This is a genomic window from Mycobacterium sp. SMC-21 (assembly GCF_045310825.1).
Classification (GTDB): domain Bacteria; phylum Actinomycetota; class Actinomycetes; order Mycobacteriales; family Mycobacteriaceae; genus Mycobacterium.
The window spans coordinates 26587-46771 of the sequence record NZ_JBJIAO010000017.1 but is presented as its reverse complement, the minus strand read 5'-3'; the positions used below and the strand labels follow the sequence as shown (position 1 = coordinate 46771).

The following is a 20185-nucleotide window of genomic DNA, read 5'->3' as shown; positions in this document are numbered from 1 at the left end:
CGCGGAAGCCAGAGCTGACCAGGGGGAGTGCAGCAATGACGTATCCGGATCCGCGATATCCGCAGCGGCCGCCGCCGGGGCCGTATCCCGCACCACCGGCCTACCCGCAGCCCTACGGCTACCAGCAGCAACCGCCCGAGCCGAAGACCAATGGCAACTCCGCGGGCTGGCACGCCGCGAGCATCGCGATGGCCACGTTGTTCCGTGGCACCTACCGGCTGGGTGGCGACGCCCGCAGCCGCGTCGTCACAGCGCTGATGTGCCTGGGCATCGGGCTCGTCGCGCTTTTGCTCGTGGTGCTGGTCGGCACGTACCTGCGTTAGCGCGCGCTCATTCGCCGGCCGGCGAAAGCTGCTGCGACAGCGGCACATCCATGTCGTACACCCTTGCGTGCAGCACCACCCGGTTCCGCAGCGCCGACCGCACCGCACGGTGCAGGCCGTCTTCCAGGTAGATGGTGCCCTGCCAGCGCACGGCGTGCGGGAACAGATCGCCGTAGAACGTCGAATCCTCGGACAGCAGCCGGTCCAGGGCGAGCACCGTCGTCGTGGTGACGATTTCGTCGAGACGCAACTGGCGCGGCGGAATCTGGGCCCATTCGCGGTAGCTCAGCCCATGCTCCGGGTAGGGCTTTCCGTCGCGTACCCCTTTGAAAATCATGAGTAGATCACTCTGCAAAGCTCCCCGTGAGCCGAGCGGGTCCGCGGTGACAGCGTCGGCATACAGGTGACCCTAGCGGGTCGACTCGGCGTTTGCCGAGGCATCCGACCACCAGATGCTGCCGAATGACGTCTGTCGACCGCCCGAATCCATCGTCACCGTAAAATGGCGGTGAAACTGGAGGTGACGAATGGGTAGTGCCGACGACCGTCGCTTTGAAGTGCTGCGTGCCATCGTTGCCGACTTCGTCTCCACGAAGGAGCCCATCGGCTCCAAGACGCTTGTCGAGCGCCACAACCTCGGCGTTTCGAGCGCCACGGTGCGCAACGACATGGCTGTGCTGGAGGCGGAGGGCTACATCACGCAGCCGCACACCAGCTCGGGCCGGGTGCCCACCGAGAAGGGCTATCGCGAGTTCGTCGACCGGATCGACGACGTCAAGCCGCTGTCGTCCAGCGAGCGCCGGGCCATCCTGAGTTTCCTCGAATCCGGCGTCGACCTGGACGACGTGCTGCGCCGTGCGGTGCGCCTGCTCGCGCAGCTCACCCGGCAGGTCGCCATCGTGCAGTACCCCACCCTGTCGCGCTCCACGGTGCGCCACCTCGAGGTCGTGGCGCTCACCCCGGCCCGGCTGTTGCTGGTGGTCATCACCGATACCGGACGCGTCGACCAGCGCGTCGTCGAGCTCGGCGACGCCATCGGTGAGCACGAGCTGTCGCAGCTGCGGGAGCGGCTCGGCGCGGCCCTGGAAGGCAAGCTGTTGTCGGCCGCGTCGGTCGCGGTGGCCGACCTGGCATCGCAGATGGACGGTCACGGCGGCCTGGGCGACGCGGTGGGCCGCGCGGCGACGGTCTTGGTCGAGACGCTGGTCGAGCACCAGGAGGAGCGGCTGTTGCTCGGCGGCACCGCCAACCTGACGCGCAACACCGCCGATTTCGGCGGGTCCCTGCGGTCGGTGCTGGAGGCGCTGGAGGAGCAGGTCGTGGTCCTGCGGTTGCTGGCCGCCCAACAGGAGGCAGGTAAAGTCACGGTACGCATCGGCCACGAAACCGAGGCCGAGCAGATGGCTGGGACGTCCGTCGTGAGCACCGCCTACGGCAGTTTGGGCAAGGTTTACGGCGGCATGGGCGTGGTGGGGCCCACCCGGATGGACTATCCGGGCACCATCGCCAACGTCGCGGCTGTCGCCCGGTACATAGGCGAGGTACTGGGCACCCGATGAGGGTGCCCAGCAGTTCGAGAGATTAGGCAAGGTTCTTAGGCGTGGCACGCGATTACTACGGCCTGCTCGGCGTGAGCAAGGGCGCCAGCGACTCGGAGATCAAGAAGGCCTACCGCAGGCTGGCCCGGGAGCTGCACCCCGACGTCAACCCCGACGAGGGCGCACAGCAGCGGTTCGCCGAGATCAGCACCGCCTACGAGGTCCTCAGCGACCCGGAGAAGCGGCGCATCGTCGACCTCGGCGGTGATCCCATGGAGAGCGGCGGCGGCGGCGGCGGTGCCGGTGGCTTCGCCGGTTTCGGTGGCCTCGGCGACGTGTTCGAGGCCTTCTTCGGTGGCGGCGCGTCCGCGCGCGGTCCGATCGGCCGCGTGCGCCCGGGCTCGGACTCGCTGCTGCGCCTGCGGCTGAACCTCGAGGAGTGCGCGACGGGCGTCACCAAGCAGGTCACCGTCGACACCGCGGTGCTGTGCGACCTGTGCCAGGGCAAGGGCACGCACGGCAATTCGCAGCCCGCCCGCTGTGATACCTGCCACGGCCAAGGCGAGGTGCAGACGGTCCAGCGCTCGCTGCTCGGCAACGTCATGACGTCGCGCCCTTGTCCCGTGTGCGGCGGTGTCGGCGAGGTCATCCCCGACCCGTGTCACCGCTGCGGCGGCGACGGCCGGGTGCGCGCACGGCGCGACGTCAGCGTGAAGATTCCGGCCGGCGTCGGCGAGGGCATGCGGGTGCGCCTGGCGGCCCAGGGCGAGGTCGGCCCGGGCGGTGGCCCCGCCGGCGACCTGTACGTCGAAGTCCACGAGCAGCCCCATGAACTGTTCCTGCGCGACGGCGACGACCTGCACTGCACCGTCTCGGTGCCGATGGTCGACGCCGCGCTGGGCACCACCGTCACCGTCGACGCCATCCTCGATGGGCCCACCGAGATCACCATCGCGCCGGGTACCCAGCCCGGTTCGATCACCACGCTGCGCGGCCACGGTATGCCGCACCTGCGGTCCGGGGTCCGCGGCAACCTGCACGCGCACATCGACGTCGTGGTGCCGACGCGGCTCGACAACCGTGACCTCGAACTGCTGCGCAAGTTCAAGGAGCAGCGGTCCCGCGACGTCACCGAGGTGCGCTCGACGCAGGCCGTCGCCGGCGGCGGGGGCGGCCTGTTCAGCCGCCTGCGCGAAACCTTCAGTGGCCGTTAGCCTTCGGGGCTATTGGTGAGCCGGGCGCTGTTCTACGTCGACGCGGTACCGGAGGTCGGCGGTCTCGCCGTCGTCGACGGCGACGAGGGCTTCCACGCGGCGACGGTGCGACGCATCCGTCCGGGCGAGGAACTCGACCTGTCCGACGGTGCCGGGGCGCTGGCGCACTGCGTCATCGAAGACGCCGTGAAGGGCCGGTTGACAGCACGGGTGCTGTCGATCACCGACGTCCCGGCCGCGGTGCCGGCGGTGACGGTGGTGCAGGCCCTGCCCAAGTCCGAACGCTCCGAGCTGGCCATCGAATTGGCCACCGAGGCCGGTGCCGACGCGTTCGTCGCGTGGCAGTCCGAGCGCTGCGTCGCGCGCTGGGACGGTACGGCCAAGGTGGAGAAGGGTCTACGGCGCTGGAGTGCGGTGGCCCGGTCGGCGGCGCGGCAGTCCCGTCGCCCGTACGTACCTTCGGTCAGTGGCCCGGTGTCGACGGCTGAGTTGGTCGCGTCGATCGGCGAGGGCAGCGCCGGGACGGGTCACGTCACGCTCGTGTTGCACGAATCCGCGGAAGTTCCTGTGCGCGAGGTGGTTTCGGCAGCCACCGAGGCGGTGACGCTGATCGTGGGTCCGGAAGGCGGCATCACCGACGGCGAGGTGGCGGCGTTGGTGGACGCCGGCGCCGTCGCCGTTCGGCTGGGGCCGTCGGTGTTGCGCACGTCGACCGCGGCCGCGGTTGCCTTGGGTGCCCTGGGTGTGCTGACGCCGCGCTGGCAGGTCTAGAACCAGCGCGGCCGGTCACGGCGGGCGAACCTCTCAGTCGCCCAACCATGTTCGGGCCGGCTATCGATGCTCACCGCGCAGGTATGCCGCCTCTGCCTCGGCGACCGCGTCGTCGGCCTGTCGCGGTGTCGGCAGGTCGGGCGCGTTCATCTCGATGATGGTCTCGACGCGCTCTTCGTCGAGCCCTTCGGCCGCGAGGACGCCTTCGATGAGTGCCCGTTGCACCGCACGGCCCTTCATGTTCGCGAGCTTCGCGGTCGCCAGGATGCTGCGGGCGAGTTCGGCCTCGGGCATCGAGGCCGCCTTGGGCGCCAGCTTGATCCGCTGGATCGACCCGGCGATGGACGCCTCGGCCGTGACGTTTCCGGCGGGATCGGAGACCGCGAACACCACCACCCGGGGTGCGTCGTCGTCCGGCGTTTCGTCGTCGGCGTCGTCCACCGCGCCACCGACATTGGGCGCCATGGCGTCCGCATAGGAGCCCGCCGTCTCGTCGTCGTACGTCTCGTGATCCGACGTCACCAGGTGGTCGAGACCCGAATCGCCCGGGTCCGGGTCGTCACTGCCGTCGGTGGTGAAGTAGTCGAGCGAGCTCTCGGGTTCGGCGAGATGCTCGTCGTCGTCGTGGTCGTCCCAAGAATGGTCTGACATCGATCAGATCTGCATCTGCTTGCCGAGGTTGGAACCTTCCTGCGCATCCGTCTGGTCGTATTGCGCCGCGGCCTTGTTCAGGTTCGAGGCCAGGTTGCGCGACTTGTTCATCATCTGCTCGCAGGCGGCCTTGCGCGCGTTGTTCGCAGCACTCAGTGCCGATTGCGTCGACATGCACAGCGGCCCGTGGGTCGCGAGCACCTTGACCTCGACGTAGGACGTGGTGTTGCCGGCGGCGCTGAACGTCGCGGCCGCATCGGTCTGCTTGGTGGAGAGCGCCTGCAACTCTGAGGTCTCCACGGTGAGCTTGCCGCCCATGTGTTGCTCCTTTCGGGAAAGCCGGAAAAACTAGGTTTCGGTCGTGATGCGCGGGGGCGCAGTGGGATTCGACGGGTCCAGGCTCACGTGCACGGGGCCTTTGGCGGTGTCGGGATCGACGGCCACCTCGACGTGGTGCGCGCCGTCGTCGAACGACACCTGGATGGGCGCCCGTCCCGCGGGCGACTCCGTCCCGGCTGCCGCGCCCGGCGGATTCGCTTCCGCGGGTTGGGCATTGGGGTCGGCGGCCGGATCGTCCGGCTTGCCGTCGCCGTCTTTGTCTTCGCCGAGCGCGTTGGGGTCCTGTGCGTTCGGATCCTGCTTGCCCTGCTGGGCGGCCTGGGCCGCCTGCGCCGCGGTCTGTGCCGCCTGGCCGGCCAGGCCGGCGAGGGTGCCGAGGAGACCGCCGCCTCCGCTGCCGGAGCCACCGCCGCCCATCTGCGGCAGCGACGGCATACCGCCCATACCGGACCCGGCGCCGGTGCCGGCACCCGATGCCGCTGGGGCGGACGGCATCTCGGGTACCTCGGGCATCTTCGGCATGCTCGGGGTGCCGCCGCCGGCGCCCGAACCGCCACCGGAGCCTGAGCCGCCACCGGAGCCTGAGCCGCCGCCGGAACCTGAACCGCCACCGGTGCCCGTCGGGCTGCCGGTGCCGGGCGGGTTGCCCGTGGGCGGACCGGACGGCGTGCCCGTTCCCGGCCGCCCGGGCTGGTTGGGATTGCCCGGCGCGTTCGGGTCGGCATTGCCGAAATCGGGTCCGTCGCCCGGCTTCTTCGCGGGCGGCGGCATGGTGCTCAGTGGCGGAGCGTGCGAGGCGCTCTGGTACATGCTCGTCGCCTGGCTCAATTGCGCCGCGTTGCTCGATGACTGCGCCATCATGTTGTTCATCGTCACGGCCGAAGCCGCGGCGGCGACGGCGACGGATGCGGCCTGCAGCGCGAGCGACTCGGGGGCGCCGATGACCGTCGCCTCCAGGGCCAGACAGACGGGGATCATCGCGCCCAGGCAGGTGGCGATGTTGTCCATCTGCTGGCGGCCCGCGTCGACCTGTTCGGCTTCGGCGCTCAGGATCTGCACGACGAAATTGTCGGCCTGCAGCAGCTGTTCGGCGCTGCCGATCTGTTCGGCGTTCCGGTTGGAGTAGGCCGTGGAGGACGTGCCTTGCCACACGGTCGGATAGGCGCTGCTGAGTCCGTCGCCGGCGGCCTGGAAGAGTTCGGCGCCGTCGGAGAACGATTCCCCGGTGTCCGGATCGCCGATGCCGAAACCGAGCCCCGCGAGGTCCAGGGCCCACAAGCCGCCCTCGATGATGGGCGTGCCGGCGGCCGCGGGCATCAGCATCTTGGCGATGTCGCCGGCATCGCTGATGAGCCCGACGGCGCCCATCGGATCGCCTTCCATCAGCTTCTTGACGTTGTCGGCGATGTCCGAGGCGGTGTCCAGGACGTCGTTGGCCTTGTCGAGGATGTCGTTGATCTTCTCGCCGAGGCTCGGGCTGTCACCGCCGTCGTGGTCACGCCGGTGCGAGTTGCCGTCGTGATCGTCGTGGCGCCGCGGGTTGTGGTCGTTGCGGTCGTTGTGGTTCGGCCGGGGGATGCGCACGGTGGGCTCGTCGTCGTGGCGCGGATGGCGGTTGCTCGGCGAATTGTGCGAACCGCCGTGATGACCGCGACCCCTACCCATGCAGAACCCTCCCCGATTCCTCATCGCCCCGGCGGACCCTCGCCGGTGAATCGAGCGTAACAGCGGCCGGCGCCCCTCCAATGCGCTAATTCCGAACTCCGCGACGTGGCCTTCCGGGCCAATCCTGTGGCCTGGGTTACAGCAATTCCTGCCAGTAAACACTAATTTCCTGCCAGCGGAATTAATCCTTTGACCTGCCTGTTTACATGGATGTCACAGCGGCTCGGGCCGCCAGGGGACAAAGACGGACAGAAGACGCGAAGGGAACACTCCATGAAGAATTTCGGAATTGCAGCAGTTATCGCCGGTGCATTGGCCGCCGGTGCCATGGGGTTCGCCGTTCCCGCCGTAGCCGCCACCGGACCGGCCCCGACAGGGGTGCAGGCAACTGTGGTGCCGACGGGAGTTGATCACCTGAACTGGCTGGACGACGTGCACCAGGGCGCCAAGTCGCCCAAGGTCGACACCAACGTCCACCAGAGCCGGTAATCGGCGACCCAACTACTACGCAACCCGCGGGCGGTACCGAAAGGTGCCGCCCGCGGCTTGCGTGACCAGCCAACTCGTTGGGCGTGCCTTCGGCCCGGCGGTAGAATGTGCTCCTCAGCTCGACACCAGAAAGCAGGCATCGAAAACCACGTGACGCCCCGCGATACGAACGCCGCCGCGTCGCGCTCCCCGGAGCTCGACCCGTCGGTTCGAAGCAGCATCACTGTTCCGCCTGATCTTGTCGTGGGCCTGCTCGGCTCGGCCGACGAGAATCTGCGAGCTCTCGAGAACCTGCTCGCGGCCGACATCCACGTCCGCGGCAATTCGCTCTCGATATCCGGCTCGCCCGCCGACGTGGCGAAGGCCGAGCGCGTGGTCAGTGAGCTCATCACCATTGCCGCCGGCGGGCAGACACTGACCCCGGACGTCGTGCGCCGCAGCGTCGGCATGCTCGACGGCGCCGACGCCGAGTCGCCGGCACAGGTGCTGACGCTCGACATCCTGTCGCGCCGCGGCAAGACCATCCGGCCCAAGACGCTCAACCAGAAGCGCTACGTCGACGCCATCGATGCCCACACCATCGTCTTCGGCATCGGCCCCGCCGGCACCGGCAAGACCTACCTGGCAATGGCCAAGGCCGTCAGCGCTTTACAGACCAAACAGGTCAGCCGGATCATCCTGACGCGTCCCGCCGTCGAAGCGGGCGAGCGCCTCGGCTTCCTGCCGGGCACGCTCAACGAGAAGATAGACCCGTATCTGCGGCCGCTGTACGACGCGCTGCACGACATGATGGACGCCGAGATGATCCCGAAGCTGATGGCAGCCGGGGTGATCGAGGTCGCGCCGCTGGCATACATGCGCGGCCGTACGTTGAACGACGCCTTCATCATCCTCGACGAGGCGCAGAACACGACCGCCGAACAGATGAAGATGTTCCTGACCCGCTTGGGTTTCGGTTCGAAGATCGTCGTCACCGGTGACGTCACACAGGTCGACCTGCCCGGCGGATCGAAGTCGGGTCTGCGGTCGGCCATCGAGGTCCTGGACGGTATCGACGACATCCACATCGCTGAGCTCACGAGTGCAGACGTGGTGCGCCACAAGCTGGTTTCGGAGATCGTCGACGCATACGAAGCGGCGGAAGCCAAAGTGAGCGAGCACGGTCTGGCCAACCGCGCGCACCGTCGAGCCACCGGCCGGACGAGGCGGTGACGCAGTGACGGTCGAGGTTTCCAACGAGTCGGGAATCGACGTATCCGAAGACGAGCTGATCAGCGTCGCGCGGTTCGTCATCTCCAAGATGGACGTCAACCCCGCCGCTGAACTCTCGATGGTCCTGGTGGACCAGTCGGCCATGGCCGATCTCCACATGCGCTGGATGGACCTGCCGGGCCCCACCGACGTGATGAGCTTCCCGATGGACGAGCTCGAGCCCGGCGGCCGGCCGGATGCGCCCGAGCCCGGGCCGTCGATGCTCGGGGACATCGTGCTGTGTCCCGAGTTCGCCGCGAATCAGGCTGAGGCCGCCGGACATTCACTGGGTCACGAGCTGGCGCTGTTGACCGTGCACGGCGTGCTGCACCTGCTGGGCTACGACCACGCCGAGCCGGACGAGGAAAAAGAAATGTTCGACCTGCAGCGTCAGCTGCTCGAGGAGTGGGTCGCCGACCAGGTGCACGCCTACCACAAGGATCGGCAGACCGAGAAAGACCGCCGGCTGCTGGACAAGTCGCGGTACTTCGACGAACCGTGACCGGGTTGACGCCGTTGATCGGCGCCATAGTGCTCGTCGTGATCGGCGGGGTGTTCGCGGCGATCGATGCCGCCATCAACACCGTCTCGATCGCCCGGGTCGACGAGCTGATCCGCGATGAGCGGCCCGGTGCGGTGCGGCTGGCCAAGATCGTCCGGAACCGGCCGCAGTACGTCAATCTCGTTGTGCTGCTGCGGGTTGTCTGCGAGGCTTCGGCGACCGTCCTGCTGGTCGACTACCTCGACGAGCTGATGACGCGCGGGTGGGCCCTGGTGTCCGCCGCGGCCATCATGGTTGTCGTCAGCTTCGTCGCCATCGGTGTCGGCCCCCGCACCGTGGGGCGGCAGAACGCCTATTCCATCTCGCTGCTGTCGGCGCTTCCGCTGCAGGTGATCGCGGTGCTGCTGACCCCGATCAGCCGGCTGCTGGTGCTCATCGGTAACGCCCTGACGCCGGGGCGGGGTTTCCGCAACGGACCCTTCGCCTCGGAAATCGAACTGCTCGAGGTCGTCGACCTCGCGCAGCAGCGGGGTGTCGTGGCCGCCGAAGAGCGGCGAATGATCAAGTCCGTCTTCGAACTCGGTGACACCCCGGCACGCGAGGTCATGGTGCCCCGCACCGAGATGGTGTGGATCGAGAGCGACAAGTCGGCCGGGCAGGCGACCTCGCTGGCGGTCCGCAGCGGACACTCCCGCATCCCGGTGATCGGGGAGAACGTCGACGACGTCGTCGGCGTCGTCTATCTCAAAGACCTTGTGGAGCAGACCTACAACTCCACCAACGGCGGTCGCGAGACCAAGGTGGCCGCGGTGATGCGTCCCGCGGTGTTCATGCCGGACTCCAAACCGCTCGACGAGCTGCTCAACGAGATGCAGCGCACCCGCAACCACATGGCGTTGCTGGTCGACGAGTACGGCGCGATCGCCGGCCTGGTGTCCATCGAGGACGTGCTCGAGGAGATCGTCGGTGAGATCGCCGACGAATACGACACCGACGAGGTGCTGCCGGTAGAAGAACTGGGCGACAACCGGTTTCGGGTGTCGGCGCGGCTACCGCTGGAGGACCTGGCCGAACTGTGTGGCTTCGAGGTCGACGGCGACCTGGACGTGGACACCGTCGGCGGGCTCCTGGCGCACGAACTGGGGCGCGTGCCGCTGCCGGGCGCCGAGGTCCGGGTGTCGTTCCCGTCGCATCGATCGCAGTACCCGGCGACCCTCCAGCTGCGGGCCGAGGGCGGCCGGGACCATCGCGGCCGGGTCCGGATCGGCACCGTCCTGGTGACGCCGGTCGAGCCGGAACGCACTGATGACGTGGAAGAAGGAGAACCCGATGAGTGACGAATTCCGTTCCGGCTTCGTCTGTTTGGTCGGCCGGCCGAACACCGGCAAGTCGACGCTGACCAACGCGCTCGTCGGCACCAAGGTCGCGATCACGTCGAATCGCCCGCAGACCACGCGGCACACCATCCGCGGCATCGTGCACCGCGAGGACTTCCAGATCATCCTGGTGGACACGCCCGGTCTGCACCGGCCGCGCACGCTGCTCGGCCAGCGGCTCAACGAACTGGTCAAGGACACGTATTCCGAGGTCGACATCATCTGCCTGTGCATCCCGGCGGACGAGGCCATCGGGCCCGGCGACCGCTGGATCTACCAGCAGATCCGTGCTGTCGCACCGCGAACCACGCTGCTGGTGGTCGTTACCAAGACCGACAAGGTGCCGCGCGACAAGGTGGCCGCGCAGCTGCTGGCGGTCAGTGAGCTCACCGAGGGCAAGGCCGAGATCGTGCCGGTGTCCGCGGTGGCCGGCGAACAGGTCGACGTCCTGATCGACGTGCTGGCCGGCAAGCTGCCGCCGGGGCCGGCGTTCTACCCGGACGGCGAACTGACCGACGAACCCGAGGAAGTGCTCATCGCCGAGCTCATCCGCGAAGCCGCGCTGGAAGGCGTCCGCGACGAACTGCCGCACTCATTGGCGGTGGTCATCGAGGAGTTCACCGAGCGCGAAGGCCGCACCCCCGAGCAGGGCGAGATGTGCGACATCCACGCCATCATCTACGTCGAGCGCGACAGCCAGAAGGGCATCGTGATCGGCAAGGGCGGCTCCCGCTTGCGTGAGGTCGGGACGGCGGCGCGGACGCAGATCGAGAAGCTGCTCGGCACCAAGGTGTACCTGAACCTGCGGGTCAAGATCGCCAAGAACTGGCAGCGTGACCCGAAACAGCTTGGCAAGCTGGGCTTTTAATCACCCGCGAGCGGCCGTGTCTGTACGCGACACGCGGGTCTTGGTGTGCCGTCCGCGCACGCTCGCGGCCGGCGAGCGCGACGATAGTGCTCGGTTCACGCGGCGTGTCGCGGGCAGACACGCACGCTCGCGGAAAATGAATGGACAGGGCCTCGGGGCAATGGCCAGGGCCTAGGGCTGAGTCCACCAGTTGTCGGGCTGCTTGGTGGCCCAGCCGGTGATCGCCTCCAGGCTGGCGGCTAGCGAGATCAGGAGCAGCTCGCTGCCTTCCGGGCCCATGAGCTGCACACCGATGGGCAGCCCGTCGGCGGTGAAGCCGGCCGGGATGTTGATCGACGGCCAGCCGAGTGCGTTCCACGGCCAGCACACCGGGCAGGCCGCGATGATCGCGCGGTCGGTGGCGGTGCTGCCCAGCCGGTCGAAGGCATCGATCAGCGGTGGCGGCTGCGCCGTGGTCGGCGCCAGCACGACGTCGACGAGGTTGAAAATCCAGCCGATGCGGCGCGCCAGCGTCTTCTCCCGCTGCCGTGCCTGCCGGAGGGCGTGTTCCGACATCAGCCATCCGGTCCGGATGTTGCTGCGGGTGCGCGGGTCCAATGCCACACCGGGTCCGACGCGGTCGCGCCATTCGGCGAGTCCGGAGGTGGAGCGGGCCAGGAAGTCCAGGGACAGCCGCAGCCCGTACTCGGGATCGGCCGGCCGGACCGTGTGTCCGAGCTCTTCCAGTTGTCCCGCAACGGTGTTCAGCGCGGCCCGGATCTCCGGATGCAACCGGGCCGGGAACAGCGTGAACGGAAACTTGGTCGACAACGCGACGCGCAGGGGCCCCGGCGCCCGGCCGACGGCCTCGGCCGCCGCGATGGGCGCCGGCTTGTGCAGATCACCGTCGACGTTGCCGGCGGCGGCGTCGAGAACCAGCGCCGCGTCGGCGACGGTGCGGGCCAGCACCCCGTTGACCGTGATGCCGTTGAAGGCCTCGGGCAGCGGCCAGGTGGAGATGCGTCCGCGCTGCGGTTTGATGCCGACCAGATGCGTCCATGCAGCGGGGATGCGGACGCTGCCCGCACCGTCGGATCCGATTGCGGCGGTGACCAATCCGGCTGCGACGGCCGCGGCGCTACCGCCCGACGACCCGCCCGGGGTGTGCGCGCGCGACCAGGGGTTGCGGGTGTGCCCGAAACCGGGCCCGCTGGTGAACGGCCACTGGCCGAGCTCGCAGGTGTTGGTCTTGCCGACGATCACCGCGCCGGCCGCCTTCAGCCGGCGCACCACCTCGGCATCCGCGGTGGCCGGTGGCACGTCGCCGTCGGTGCCGAACCGGGTGGGCACGCCCGCGACGTCGACGTCGTCCTTGATCGCGATGGGTACGCCGAGTAGCGGAAGATGTTGTCCGGCAGCGCGTTTGCGGTCTGCTTCGGCGGCGTCGGCGAGCGCCTGTTCGGTGAAGACCACCCGGAAGGCGTTCAGCTCGAGCTGACTGGCCGCGATGGCATCCAGCGACTGCCGCACGATCTGCTGTGACGTCACCGTGCCGCTCGCGAGGCGGTACAACTGCTGCGTCAGAGTCGGGAATCGGGACGGAGCGGATGGTTCGGGAAGGCTGGCCATGTCGATTTCGAGGATAGATTGACGACATCGCCCGGCGCTGCCTAACCCGAGTTGTCGGTGCGCGATGGGACAATCTCCCGATGCGGTTGTACCGGGATCGAGCGGTCGTGCTGCGCCAGCACAAGCTCGGCGAGGCCGACCGGATCGTCACGCTGCTCACCCGCGACCACGGGCTGGTCCGCGCGGTGGCCAAGGGCGTGCGGCGGACCCGCAGCAAGTTCGGCTCGCGGCTGGAGCCGTTCGCCCACATCGACGTGCAGCTGCATCCCGGCCGCAACCTCGACATCGTCACCCAGGTGGTGTCGCTCGACGCGTTCGCCGCCGACATCGTCAACGACTACGGCCGCTACACCTGCGGCTGCGCCATCCTGGAGACCGCCGAGCGGCTGGCCGGTGAGGAACGCAACCCCATGCCGGCGCTGCAGCGGCTCACCGTCGGCGCGCTGCGGGCCGTCGCGGACGGCAGCCGGTCCCGTGAACTGGTGCTCGACGCCTATCTGCTGCGGGCCATGGGGATCGCCGGCTGGGCGCCGGCCATCACCGAGTGCGCGCGTTGCGCCGCACCCGGTCCGCATCGCGCGTTCCATGTCGCGGCGGGCGGCAGCGTGTGCGTGCACTGCCGGCCGTCGGGGTCGGTCACCCCGCCGCAGGGTGTGCTGGATCTGATGGCCGCGCTGCACGACGGTGACTGGGAGTTTGCGAACGGCTCGCCGGCGGGGCATCGCAGCCAGGCCAGTGGGCTGGTGGCCGCGCACCTGCAGTGGCATCTGGAGCGCAAGCTGCGGACATTGCCGCTCGTGGAGCGAGCGTATAGACCCGATAGCGCACTCATCGAGCAGCGCGTAACCACGTTCAGGCAGGATATGGCCCATGGCACTCAACCGGGCGCGCAAGAACAGCTATCCGCAGCTGCCTCAGGCGCCTGACGACTATCCGGTTTTCCCGGACGTTTCGACCTGGCCGGTGGTCTTTCCGGAACTCCCACCGAACACCAACGGCCGCTTCGCGCGGCCGCCGCAGCATCCGTCCAAGGCCGTGGCGCCGCGGATTCCCGCCGACCAGGTACCCAACCACGTCGCCGTCGTCATGGACGGCAACGGCCGCTGGGCCACCCAGCGCGGGCTCGGACGTACCGAAGGCCACAAGATGGGTGAGGCGGTGCTGATCGACATCACTTGCGGAGCCATCGAACTGGGCATCAAACACCTTTCGGTGTATGCGTTCTCCACCGAGAACTGGAAGCGCAGCACCGAAGAAGTGCGGTTCCTGATGGGCTTCAACCGCGAGGTGGTGCGCCGCCGCCGGGAGAACCTCAACGCGATGGGCGTCAACATGCGCTGGGTCGGGTCCCGGCCGCGCATGTGGAGCAGCGTCATCAAGGAGTTCGACATCGCCGAGCAGATGACGGTCGGCAACGACGTCATCACCGTCAACTACTGCGTGAACTACGGCGGCCGCACGGAGATCGTCGAAGCTGCGCGTGAGCTCGCCGAGCAGGCGGTCGCGGGCAAGATCAACCCGAGCCGCATCTCCGAGGCGTCGGTGGCCAAGCACCTGCACCGCCCCGACATTCCCGACGTGGACCTGTTCATCCGCACCTCGGGCGAACAGCGCGCCAGCAACTTCATGCTGTGGCAGGCGGCGTACGCCGAGTACGTCTTCCAGGACAAGCTCTGGCCGGACTACGACCGCCGCGACCTGTGGGCCGCGTGCGAGGAATACGTCAACCGCAATCGTCGGTTTGGCAGAGCCTAATAATGTGCCTGAGTGGGAGGGCCTGATGTCGAACTTGCTGCAGCGGTTGGCAGCCGTGCTCGCCGATTCGGTGACCATCGTCGAAGAGAACGACGGTGCTCTCACCGTCGCGCACGACGGGACGGTGGCGTCGCTGCGCGTGGTGAACATCGGTGAGGGCCTCGACCTGGTCTCGCTGACCCAGCCGCTGGCGTGGGATATCAAGCTGGACAACAAGGTTCGCGACCGCGTGGCCGATCACGCGGGTCGTACCATGCTCGGCTCGGTGGTGCTGGTCGAGCGGGCCGGCGATCCGCGGTCCAACGGCGCCAAGAAGGTGGGCGACGTGATGCTGCGCTACAACTTCCCGGCCGCCGGACTCACCGACGACGCCTTGTCGACCCTGGTCATGCTGGTGCTGTCCACGGGTGTCGACGTGCGGGCCGACCTGACGTCGTGAGGCCGGCGTGACCGTCATCCGGATCGTCGCCGCGGTGGTGGCCGACGAGCGTGGGCACCTGCTGTTGGTCCGCAAGCGCGGGACAGCGGCGTTCATGCAGCCCGGCGGCAAGCTCGAGCCGGGGGAGTCGCCGGTCGACGCGCTGGCTCGTGAGATCCGCGAGGAACTCGGGGTCGGCATCACCGACGTGCGGGAGCTGGGTCACCACACCGCCATTGCGGCCAACGAACCCGGCCACACGGTTGACGCCGAGCTGTTCTTCGTGACGCTCGACGGTGTGCCGCAGATCGCCGCCGAGATCGAAGAGATGGCCTGGATCGACCCGCACGCACCCGGCGACATCGCGTTGGCGCCGCTGACGGCCGAGGCGGTGCTGGATTGGGCGCGGAGCCGGCCGGCTCTCGAGCCCTGAACCTCAGGCGCCGGTGCAGGCCGCGCACACCCCGAAAATCTCGATGGTGTGACTGACATCGGAAAAGCCATGTGCGGCAGCGGTTTCGGTGGCCCAGGCCTCGACCTCGGTACCGGCCACCTCGACCGTCGCGCCGCACTGCCGGCACACGAGGTGATGGTGATGGTGGGCCTGCGAGCAGCGCCGGTAGAGTGCCTCGCCGCTGTCGTTGCGCAGGCTGTCGACCTGTCCGGCCGCGGCCATCGACTGCAGGGTGCGGTACACGGTCGTCAGGCCGATGCCCTCGCCGCGGCGGCGCAGTTCGTCGTGCAGCTCCTGTGCGGACCGGAACTCTTCGACGTTGGTGAGCAGCGCCGCGATCGCGGTCCGCTGCTTGGTGGAGCGGGTGGGGGCGCTCACGGCCGTTCCTCCTCGACGTGGGCGATGGCGTCGACCACGATGTGCGCGAGGTGATGGTCGACCAGGCGGTACATCACCTCACGGCCGGCACGTTCACCGGCCACGACCCCGGCTGATTTGAGGATGCGCAGGTGCTGGCTGACCAGCGGCTGCGGAACGCCGAGGGCGTCGACGAGTTCGTGCACGCAGCGCTGCGACTCGCGCAGCTGCATCACGATGGCGATGCGGATGGGTGCGGCGAGGGCGCGCAGCAGGTCGCCGGCGGCGTCGAGCGTCTCCCGCGGCGGGGACGACGGAAACGGCGCACCGCTGTGCTGGTGGTCGAGCTCGTCATGCGTAGTGGTGGGTGGCACCCCGGCAACTCCCGGCTATTGGAAATAGTTTTCATTTAGCTTTCCATGCGCGCATACGCATGTCAAAGGTGGGTGCGGCATTGGCCGGTGAACGGGGCCTTTAGGCTGGACGGGTTGCATCCGACCTGACACAGGAGTGCTCGAACATCGTGGCGTCCATCATCGACACCGTTGCCAACCTGGCCAAACGCCGTGGTCTGGTCTTCCAGTCCGGCGAAATCTACGGCGGCACAAAGTCTGCGTGGGATTACGGGCCACTGGGTGTCGAGCTCAAGGAGAACATCAAGCGCCAGTGGTGGAAGTCCGTCGTCACGTCGCGCGACGACGTTGTCGGCCTGGACAGCGCGATCATCCTGCCCCGTCAGGTGTGGGTGGCCTCGGGCCACGTCGCGGTGTTCAACGACCCGCTGGTCGAGTGCCTGAACTGCCACAAGCGGCACCGTCAGGACCACATGCAGGAGGCCTACGCCCTGAAGAAGGGTCTGGACGACCCCGATGCCGTGCCGATGGACGAGATCGTCTGCCCGGACTGTGGCACCAAGGGCCAGTGGACCGAGCCGCGTGACTTCAACATGATGCTCAAGACCTACCTCGGTCCGATCGAGTCCGAGGAGGGCATGCACTACCTGCGCCCCGAGACCGCGCAGGGCATCTTCGTGAACTTCGCGAACGTGGTGACCACCGCGCGCAAGAAGCCGCCGTTCGGCATCGGCCAGATCGGCAAGAGCTTCCGCAACGAGATCACGCCGGGCAACTTCATCTTCCGCACGCGCGAGTTCGAGCAGATGGAGATGGAGTTCTTCGTCGAGCCGTCGACCGCGCCGGAGTGGCACAAGTACTGGATCGAGACGCGCTTCCAGTGGTACGTCGACCTCGGTATCAACCCCGAGAACCTGCGGCTCTACGAGCACCCGCTGGAGAAGCTGTCGCACTACAGTGCCGGCACCACCGACATCGAGTACAAGTTCGGCTTCGCCGGCAACCCGTGGGGTGAGCTGGAAGGTATCGCCAACCGCACCAACTTCGACCTCAGCACGCACGGCGAGCACTCGGGCGTCGACCTCTCGTTCTACGACCAGGCCACCGACACCCGCTTCGTGCCGTACGTCATCGAGCCGGCGGCCGGCCTGACCCGGTCGCTGATGGCGTTCCTGGTCGACTCGTACCACGAGGACGAGGCCCCCAACGCCAAGGGCGGTGTCGACAAGCGCACCGTGCTCAAGCTCGACCCGCGCCTCGCTCCGGTCAAGGCCGCGGTGCTGCCGCTGTCGCGTAACGCCGACCTGTCGCCGAAGGCCCGCGACCTGGCCGCCGAGTTGCGCAAGAACTGGAACGTCGAGTTCGACGACGCCGGCGCCATCGGCCGCCGCTACCGGCGCCAGGACGAGATCGGTACGCCGTACTGCATCACGGTCGACTTCGACTCGCTCGAGGACCACGCCGTGACGATCCGTGAGCGGGACGCCATGACGCAGGAGCGCGTCGCCATCGACGCCGTCAGCGACTACCTCGCGGTGCGCCTCAAGGGCTGCTGACGCTTCTGCCGAGCAGGCGAACTGCCCCTTTCCTGCGGGAGAGGGGCAGTTCTATTGGGGGACTGCGCGCGTGAAATTGCCGCCGGGAACGGGGCTCGGACTCAAATAGGCTTGTGAGCCAAGGGGTAAGGGACGCCGGAGGGGGCGACAGTGACGATTCTCGGCGCATTTCTGTCGACGTGGGACGACGCGCGCGCGACGTTCGGGGCCGGTACGCCGGTCGGTGGTGCCGAATTCGACATGAGCGACCAGTTCCACGAATTGCGCGGCACAGTGCTGTCTGCGGCGCCCGGTGGGGAGTGGTCGGGCACCGCGGCCGAGGCATACGACGATCGCAATCGCGCGCATGCCGGGGCCATCGGCAGGCTCGCCGAACTCGACCGGCGCCTCGGCGTCGAGGTCGACCGGTCGGCCGCCGTGGTGACGGCGGGCCGTCGCGACCTCGACTCCGTCAAGCAATGGGTGGTCGACGCGGCCGCCAGCGTGCCGCCCACCGCCGAGGGCGACCGTGCGTTGCTTCCCGTGGTGGCCAAAGGAACCGCTGAGATCGCCGACATCCTCAATCGGTCGAACGCGGATATGGATGCCATCGCGGCGCGCATCCGCGAGATCGGTTCGGGCTACGACGAAATCACCGGGCGGGACGGACACGATCCCGGCGATCCGAACGACAAGCCCGCCGACAAACACCCCGGAGACACCATTCCGGCGCCGCCGCCATGGGCGAAACACGATGGCGGGGCGGGGGATTGGGGCTCGCAGCCGTGGTACGCGCGGGGCGACGACGCCGCCTTCAAGGCGGCCATCGAGGCCGGGCTGCCGGTGATCGGCCTGAAATGGCCCCACGCGGCCGACCTCATGGACCATTACCTGGACAACACCGGGACGCCCTACAAGCTCGACGTGAACTCGATGATGAACGACATCCCGCAGATGCGGGCGCGCGCCGACGCCAAGGTCAACGACGAGGTCAACCGGATCGCTGCGGAGGCTGCGGCGACGGGACAGTACGGCCAACCGGTGGCGTTCCGGACCGGCTGGGACGGCTACTACATGGATGCCGAGGCCAATCCCGACTGGTACCACGCTGTCGGCGGCGTCGACATGTCGGTCGGTGGGGTGGTCACCGTCTACCCGCCGGATACTCCGGGCGGGCCGCCGCGCGTACACGTCGAATCGCAGGTGAACGTGGCGGATCAGTACAACTGGGACGAGGGCAAGGAGACCAAGGTGGGACCGATCACCATCACCGACAAGGACATGGGCGGCCTCCAGACCGCCGGCATGGCAAGGGAATTCGAGATCGCGGGAGCGTCGTCGGTCGCAACGTACGACGGGGTGCCCCGGTGATGCGGTACCTCGGCGTATTGGCCGCCGTCCTGGTGGTGTGTGCATTCTCCGCGTGTTCGACCGAGAAAAGAGGAGGCCCGAAGGTGTCTGCCGAGACGGCCGCGGCGTTCGGCGATGTGACGCTGCCGCAGGGTGCGCAGGTCCTTGCCACCGCCACCGATTCGGGCCGGGACACCCGCTACCGCCTGTCCCTGCGGCTGACCGACAGTCAGCTTCGCGACTTCCTGGCCCAGTTCTCGGAGCAGCCGCGGCCGTCCGAGGTTCCGAAGACCATCACGGTGCTCGCCGGACCGGCGCCGGCCACCGCGCCCAAGCCGCTTTTCCTGCAGGACAAGGTCACCACCAAGGACCACAAGGTGGTCAACCGCGAGATCGTCGTCGACGAACGCGGGCCCGACGAGGTGTACGTCCACCTGTCGCTGTACACCACGTAGCGCGCTGCTGAGCAGTCTCTCAGCACCCGTCGGCGATCCCGTCGCGCTCTCGGTATAGCGTGCAGAGGCATGACGCGCATTTCGGTGATCACCGGCGGTGCCGGTGGGATGGGCCTGGCGACGGCCAAGATCGTCGGTCGGGACCATATGGTGGTGCTGGCCGACGTGCATCAGGATCGTCTCGACGCCGCGGCGGCGGAAGTGACCGCTCTCAGGATCGCCGCCTTACCGGTCCACGCCGATGTCACCGACCGTGCCGCGGTGGACCAATTATTCGCCACCGCAACAGAGTTCGGCCCGATCGCGTCGGTGATCCACACCGCCGGCGTCAGTCCGAGCATGGGGCCGGCGGATTACGTGGCGCGCACCAATGCGGTCGGCACGGTGAACGTCAACGAGGCCTTCTACCGCTTCGCGGATGCGGGCGCGGCGATCGTCAATGTGGCGTCGATGGCGGCGCATCTGCTGCCCGAGGAGATCATCCCGACGGCCAAGTTCCCGCTGGCACTCACCGACGAGGCGGCGTTCCTGGCCGGGATCGAAGCGGCCTGCGGGTTCGCGCCCGAGGACCTGCGCTCGGGCATGGCCTACGGGGTGAGCAAGAACTTCGTCAAGTGGTACAGCAGTTCGCAGGCCGAACGCTTCAACGCCAAGGGGCTGCGCATCGTGTCGGTGTCACCGGGTTCGGTCGACACCGAGATGGGGCTACTCGAGGCAGACGCGGGCGCCGGCGCGATGGTCATGAACGCCGCCGTGCCGCGCTGGGGCAAAGCCGAGGAGATGGCCGAGCTGTTCGCGTTCTGCGTCAGTGACAAGGCCGGGTACCTCACGGGCACCGACATCCTGAACGACGGTGGGGTGGTGGCGTCGATGCGGGAACGCGCCCGCGTCGCGGCCGCCCAAGGCTAGAGCC

24 protein-coding genes are annotated in these 20185 nt (G+C 68.2%); 17 read left to right on the top strand and 7 right to left on the bottom strand.

All coding sequences use genetic code 11. The annotated features are described in order from the left end of the window. Positions 1-35 precede the first annotated feature (35 nt). Complete coding sequence (locus ACJH6H_RS17505) at positions 36-323, top strand: hypothetical protein (RefSeq protein ID WP_406775444.1); 288 nt, start codon at positions 36-38, stop codon at positions 321-323. Positions 324-330: 7 nt separating this feature from the next. Here ACJH6H_RS17505 and ACJH6H_RS17500 read toward each other — a convergent pair whose 3' ends face one another. Continuing rightward, complete coding sequence (locus tag ACJH6H_RS17500) at positions 331-660, bottom strand: type II toxin-antitoxin system VapB family antitoxin (RefSeq protein ID WP_064860908.1); 330 nt, start codon at positions 658-660, stop codon at positions 331-333. Between the two features lie 190 nt (positions 661-850). Here ACJH6H_RS17500 and hrcA point away from each other — a divergent pair, with 190 nt between their 5' ends. From hrcA to ACJH6H_RS17485, 3 genes are read left to right on the top strand one after another with little or no spacing between them, the layout of a single operon-like run. Next, positions 851-1882 carry a heat-inducible transcriptional repressor HrcA gene (gene hrcA / locus ACJH6H_RS17495; RefSeq protein WP_212812251.1) on the top strand — a complete coding sequence of 344 codons (1032 nt, stop codon included), beginning with the start codon at positions 851-853 and terminating at the stop codon, positions 1880-1882. A 41-nt stretch (positions 1883-1923) separates the two neighbouring features. Beyond that, positions 1924-3075, top strand: coding sequence for a molecular chaperone DnaJ (dnaJ, locus tag ACJH6H_RS17490; protein ID WP_212812250.1), 1152 nt, complete (start codon positions 1924-1926; stop codon positions 3073-3075). Positions 3076-3090: 15 nt separating this feature from the next. Then, complete coding sequence (locus ACJH6H_RS17485; protein ID WP_406775443.1) at positions 3091-3846, top strand: 16S rRNA (uracil(1498)-N(3))-methyltransferase; 756 nt, start codon at positions 3091-3093, stop codon at positions 3844-3846. Positions 3847-3906: 60 nt separating this feature from the next. On the opposite strand, the gene ACJH6H_RS17480 is transcribed toward ACJH6H_RS17485, so the two are convergent. Genes ACJH6H_RS17480 through ACJH6H_RS17470 form a run of 3 tightly spaced genes read right to left on the bottom strand, consistent with a single transcriptional unit; the run spans position 3907 to position 6501 of the window. Beyond that, positions 3907-4497: a hypothetical protein gene (locus ACJH6H_RS17480; RefSeq protein WP_406775442.1), complete on the bottom strand. Its 591-nt coding sequence runs from the start codon at positions 4495-4497 to the stop codon at positions 3907-3909. Positions 4498-4500: 3 nt separating this feature from the next. Next, positions 4501-4815: an ESX-1 secretion-associated protein gene (locus ACJH6H_RS17475; protein ID WP_064980653.1), complete on the bottom strand. Its 315-nt coding sequence runs from the start codon at positions 4813-4815 to the stop codon at positions 4501-4503. 30 nt (positions 4816-4845) lie between these two features. Continuing rightward, a complete protein-coding gene (locus ACJH6H_RS17470; RefSeq protein WP_406775441.1) occupies positions 4846-6501 on the bottom strand; it encodes an EspA/EspE family type VII secretion system effector in 1656 nt (551 codons plus the stop codon). Positions 6502-6774: 273 nt separating this feature from the next. On the opposite strand from ACJH6H_RS17470, the gene ACJH6H_RS17465 reads away from it, so the two are divergent. From ACJH6H_RS17465 to era, 5 genes are all read left to right on the top strand, one after another. Next, positions 6775-6990 (top strand): hypothetical protein, encoded by a 216-nt coding sequence (locus tag ACJH6H_RS17465; RefSeq protein WP_029105369.1) that lies wholly within the window; start codon positions 6775-6777, stop codon positions 6988-6990. A 150-nt stretch (positions 6991-7140) separates the two neighbouring features. Beyond that, positions 7141-8202, top strand: a complete 1062-nt coding sequence (locus ACJH6H_RS17460; protein WP_212812246.1) for a PhoH family protein — start codon at positions 7141-7143, stop codon at positions 8200-8202. Positions 8203-8206: 4 nt separating this feature from the next. Further along, positions 8207-8743, top strand: a complete 537-nt coding sequence (gene ybeY, locus ACJH6H_RS17455; RefSeq protein WP_020102089.1) for an rRNA maturation RNase YbeY — start codon at positions 8207-8209, stop codon at positions 8741-8743. Beyond that, complete coding sequence (locus ACJH6H_RS17450) at positions 8740-10080, top strand: hemolysin family protein (protein WP_212812245.1); 1341 nt, start codon at positions 8740-8742, stop codon at positions 10078-10080. The genes ybeY and ACJH6H_RS17450 overlap by 4 nt, the downstream gene beginning before the upstream one ends. Then, positions 10073-10987 carry a GTPase Era gene (era, locus tag ACJH6H_RS17445; protein WP_212812244.1) on the top strand — a complete coding sequence of 305 codons (915 nt, stop codon included), beginning with the start codon at positions 10073-10075 and terminating at the stop codon, positions 10985-10987. The genes ACJH6H_RS17450 and era overlap by 8 nt, the downstream gene beginning before the upstream one ends. Positions 10988-11158: 171 nt before the next feature. Here era and ACJH6H_RS17440 read toward each other — a convergent pair whose 3' ends face one another. Continuing rightward, positions 11159-12595, bottom strand: coding sequence for an amidase (locus ACJH6H_RS17440; protein ID WP_406775440.1), 1437 nt, complete (start codon positions 12593-12595; stop codon positions 11159-11161). A gap of 80 nt (positions 12596-12675) precedes the next feature. On the opposite strand from ACJH6H_RS17440, the gene recO reads away from it, so the two are divergent. From recO to ACJH6H_RS17420, 4 genes are read left to right on the top strand one after another with little or no spacing between them, the layout of a single operon-like run. Then, a complete protein-coding gene (gene recO, locus ACJH6H_RS17435) occupies positions 12676-13521 on the top strand; it encodes a DNA repair protein RecO (protein WP_406775439.1) in 846 nt (281 codons plus the stop codon). Next, the gene (locus ACJH6H_RS17430) at positions 13466-14350 is read left to right on the top strand and encodes a decaprenyl diphosphate synthase (protein WP_406775438.1); all 885 of its coding nucleotides are present in this window, start codon (positions 13466-13468) and stop codon (positions 14348-14350) included. The genes recO and ACJH6H_RS17430 overlap by 56 nt, the downstream gene beginning before the upstream one ends. Positions 14351-14375: 25 nt before the next feature. Further along, the gene (locus ACJH6H_RS17425) at positions 14376-14789 is read left to right on the top strand and encodes a hypothetical protein (RefSeq protein ID WP_133427302.1); all 414 of its coding nucleotides are present in this window, start codon (positions 14376-14378) and stop codon (positions 14787-14789) included. Between the two features lie 7 nt (positions 14790-14796). Then, the gene (locus ACJH6H_RS17420; protein WP_138248463.1) at positions 14797-15201 is read left to right on the top strand and encodes an NUDIX domain-containing protein; all 405 of its coding nucleotides are present in this window, start codon (positions 14797-14799) and stop codon (positions 15199-15201) included. A gap of 3 nt (positions 15202-15204) precedes the next feature. On the opposite strand, the gene ACJH6H_RS17415 is transcribed toward ACJH6H_RS17420, so the two are convergent. Both ACJH6H_RS17415 and ACJH6H_RS17410 read right to left on the bottom strand, forming a co-directional pair. Further along, entirely contained in the window at positions 15205-15600 is a 396-nt protein-coding gene (locus ACJH6H_RS17415; protein WP_064860170.1) for a Fur family transcriptional regulator, read from the bottom strand. Continuing rightward, on the bottom strand, positions 15597-15953 hold the full coding sequence (locus ACJH6H_RS17410; protein ID WP_061006768.1) for a metalloregulator ArsR/SmtB family transcription factor: 357 nt from the start codon (positions 15951-15953) through the stop codon (positions 15597-15599). The genes ACJH6H_RS17415 and ACJH6H_RS17410 overlap by 4 nt, the downstream gene beginning before the upstream one ends. A gap of 149 nt (positions 15954-16102) precedes the next feature. On the opposite strand from ACJH6H_RS17410, the gene ACJH6H_RS17405 reads away from it, so the two are divergent. From ACJH6H_RS17405 to ACJH6H_RS17390, 4 genes are all read left to right on the top strand, one after another. Next, the gene (locus tag ACJH6H_RS17405; protein WP_061006767.1) at positions 16103-17488 is read left to right on the top strand and encodes a glycine--tRNA ligase; all 1386 of its coding nucleotides are present in this window, start codon (positions 16103-16105) and stop codon (positions 17486-17488) included. 150 nt (positions 17489-17638) lie between these two features. After that, positions 17639-18838, top strand: a complete 1200-nt coding sequence (locus ACJH6H_RS17400) for an EspA/EspE family type VII secretion system effector (RefSeq protein ID WP_406775437.1) — start codon at positions 17639-17641, stop codon at positions 18836-18838. A gap of 83 nt (positions 18839-18921) precedes the next feature. Continuing rightward, positions 18922-19272, top strand: a complete 351-nt coding sequence (locus ACJH6H_RS17395; RefSeq protein WP_234880586.1) for a hypothetical protein — start codon at positions 18922-18924, stop codon at positions 19270-19272. 69 nt (positions 19273-19341) lie between these two features. Further along, positions 19342-20181: an SDR family oxidoreductase gene (locus ACJH6H_RS17390; RefSeq protein ID WP_406775436.1), complete on the top strand. Its 840-nt coding sequence runs from the start codon at positions 19342-19344 to the stop codon at positions 20179-20181. Positions 20182-20185 lie beyond the last annotated feature (4 nt).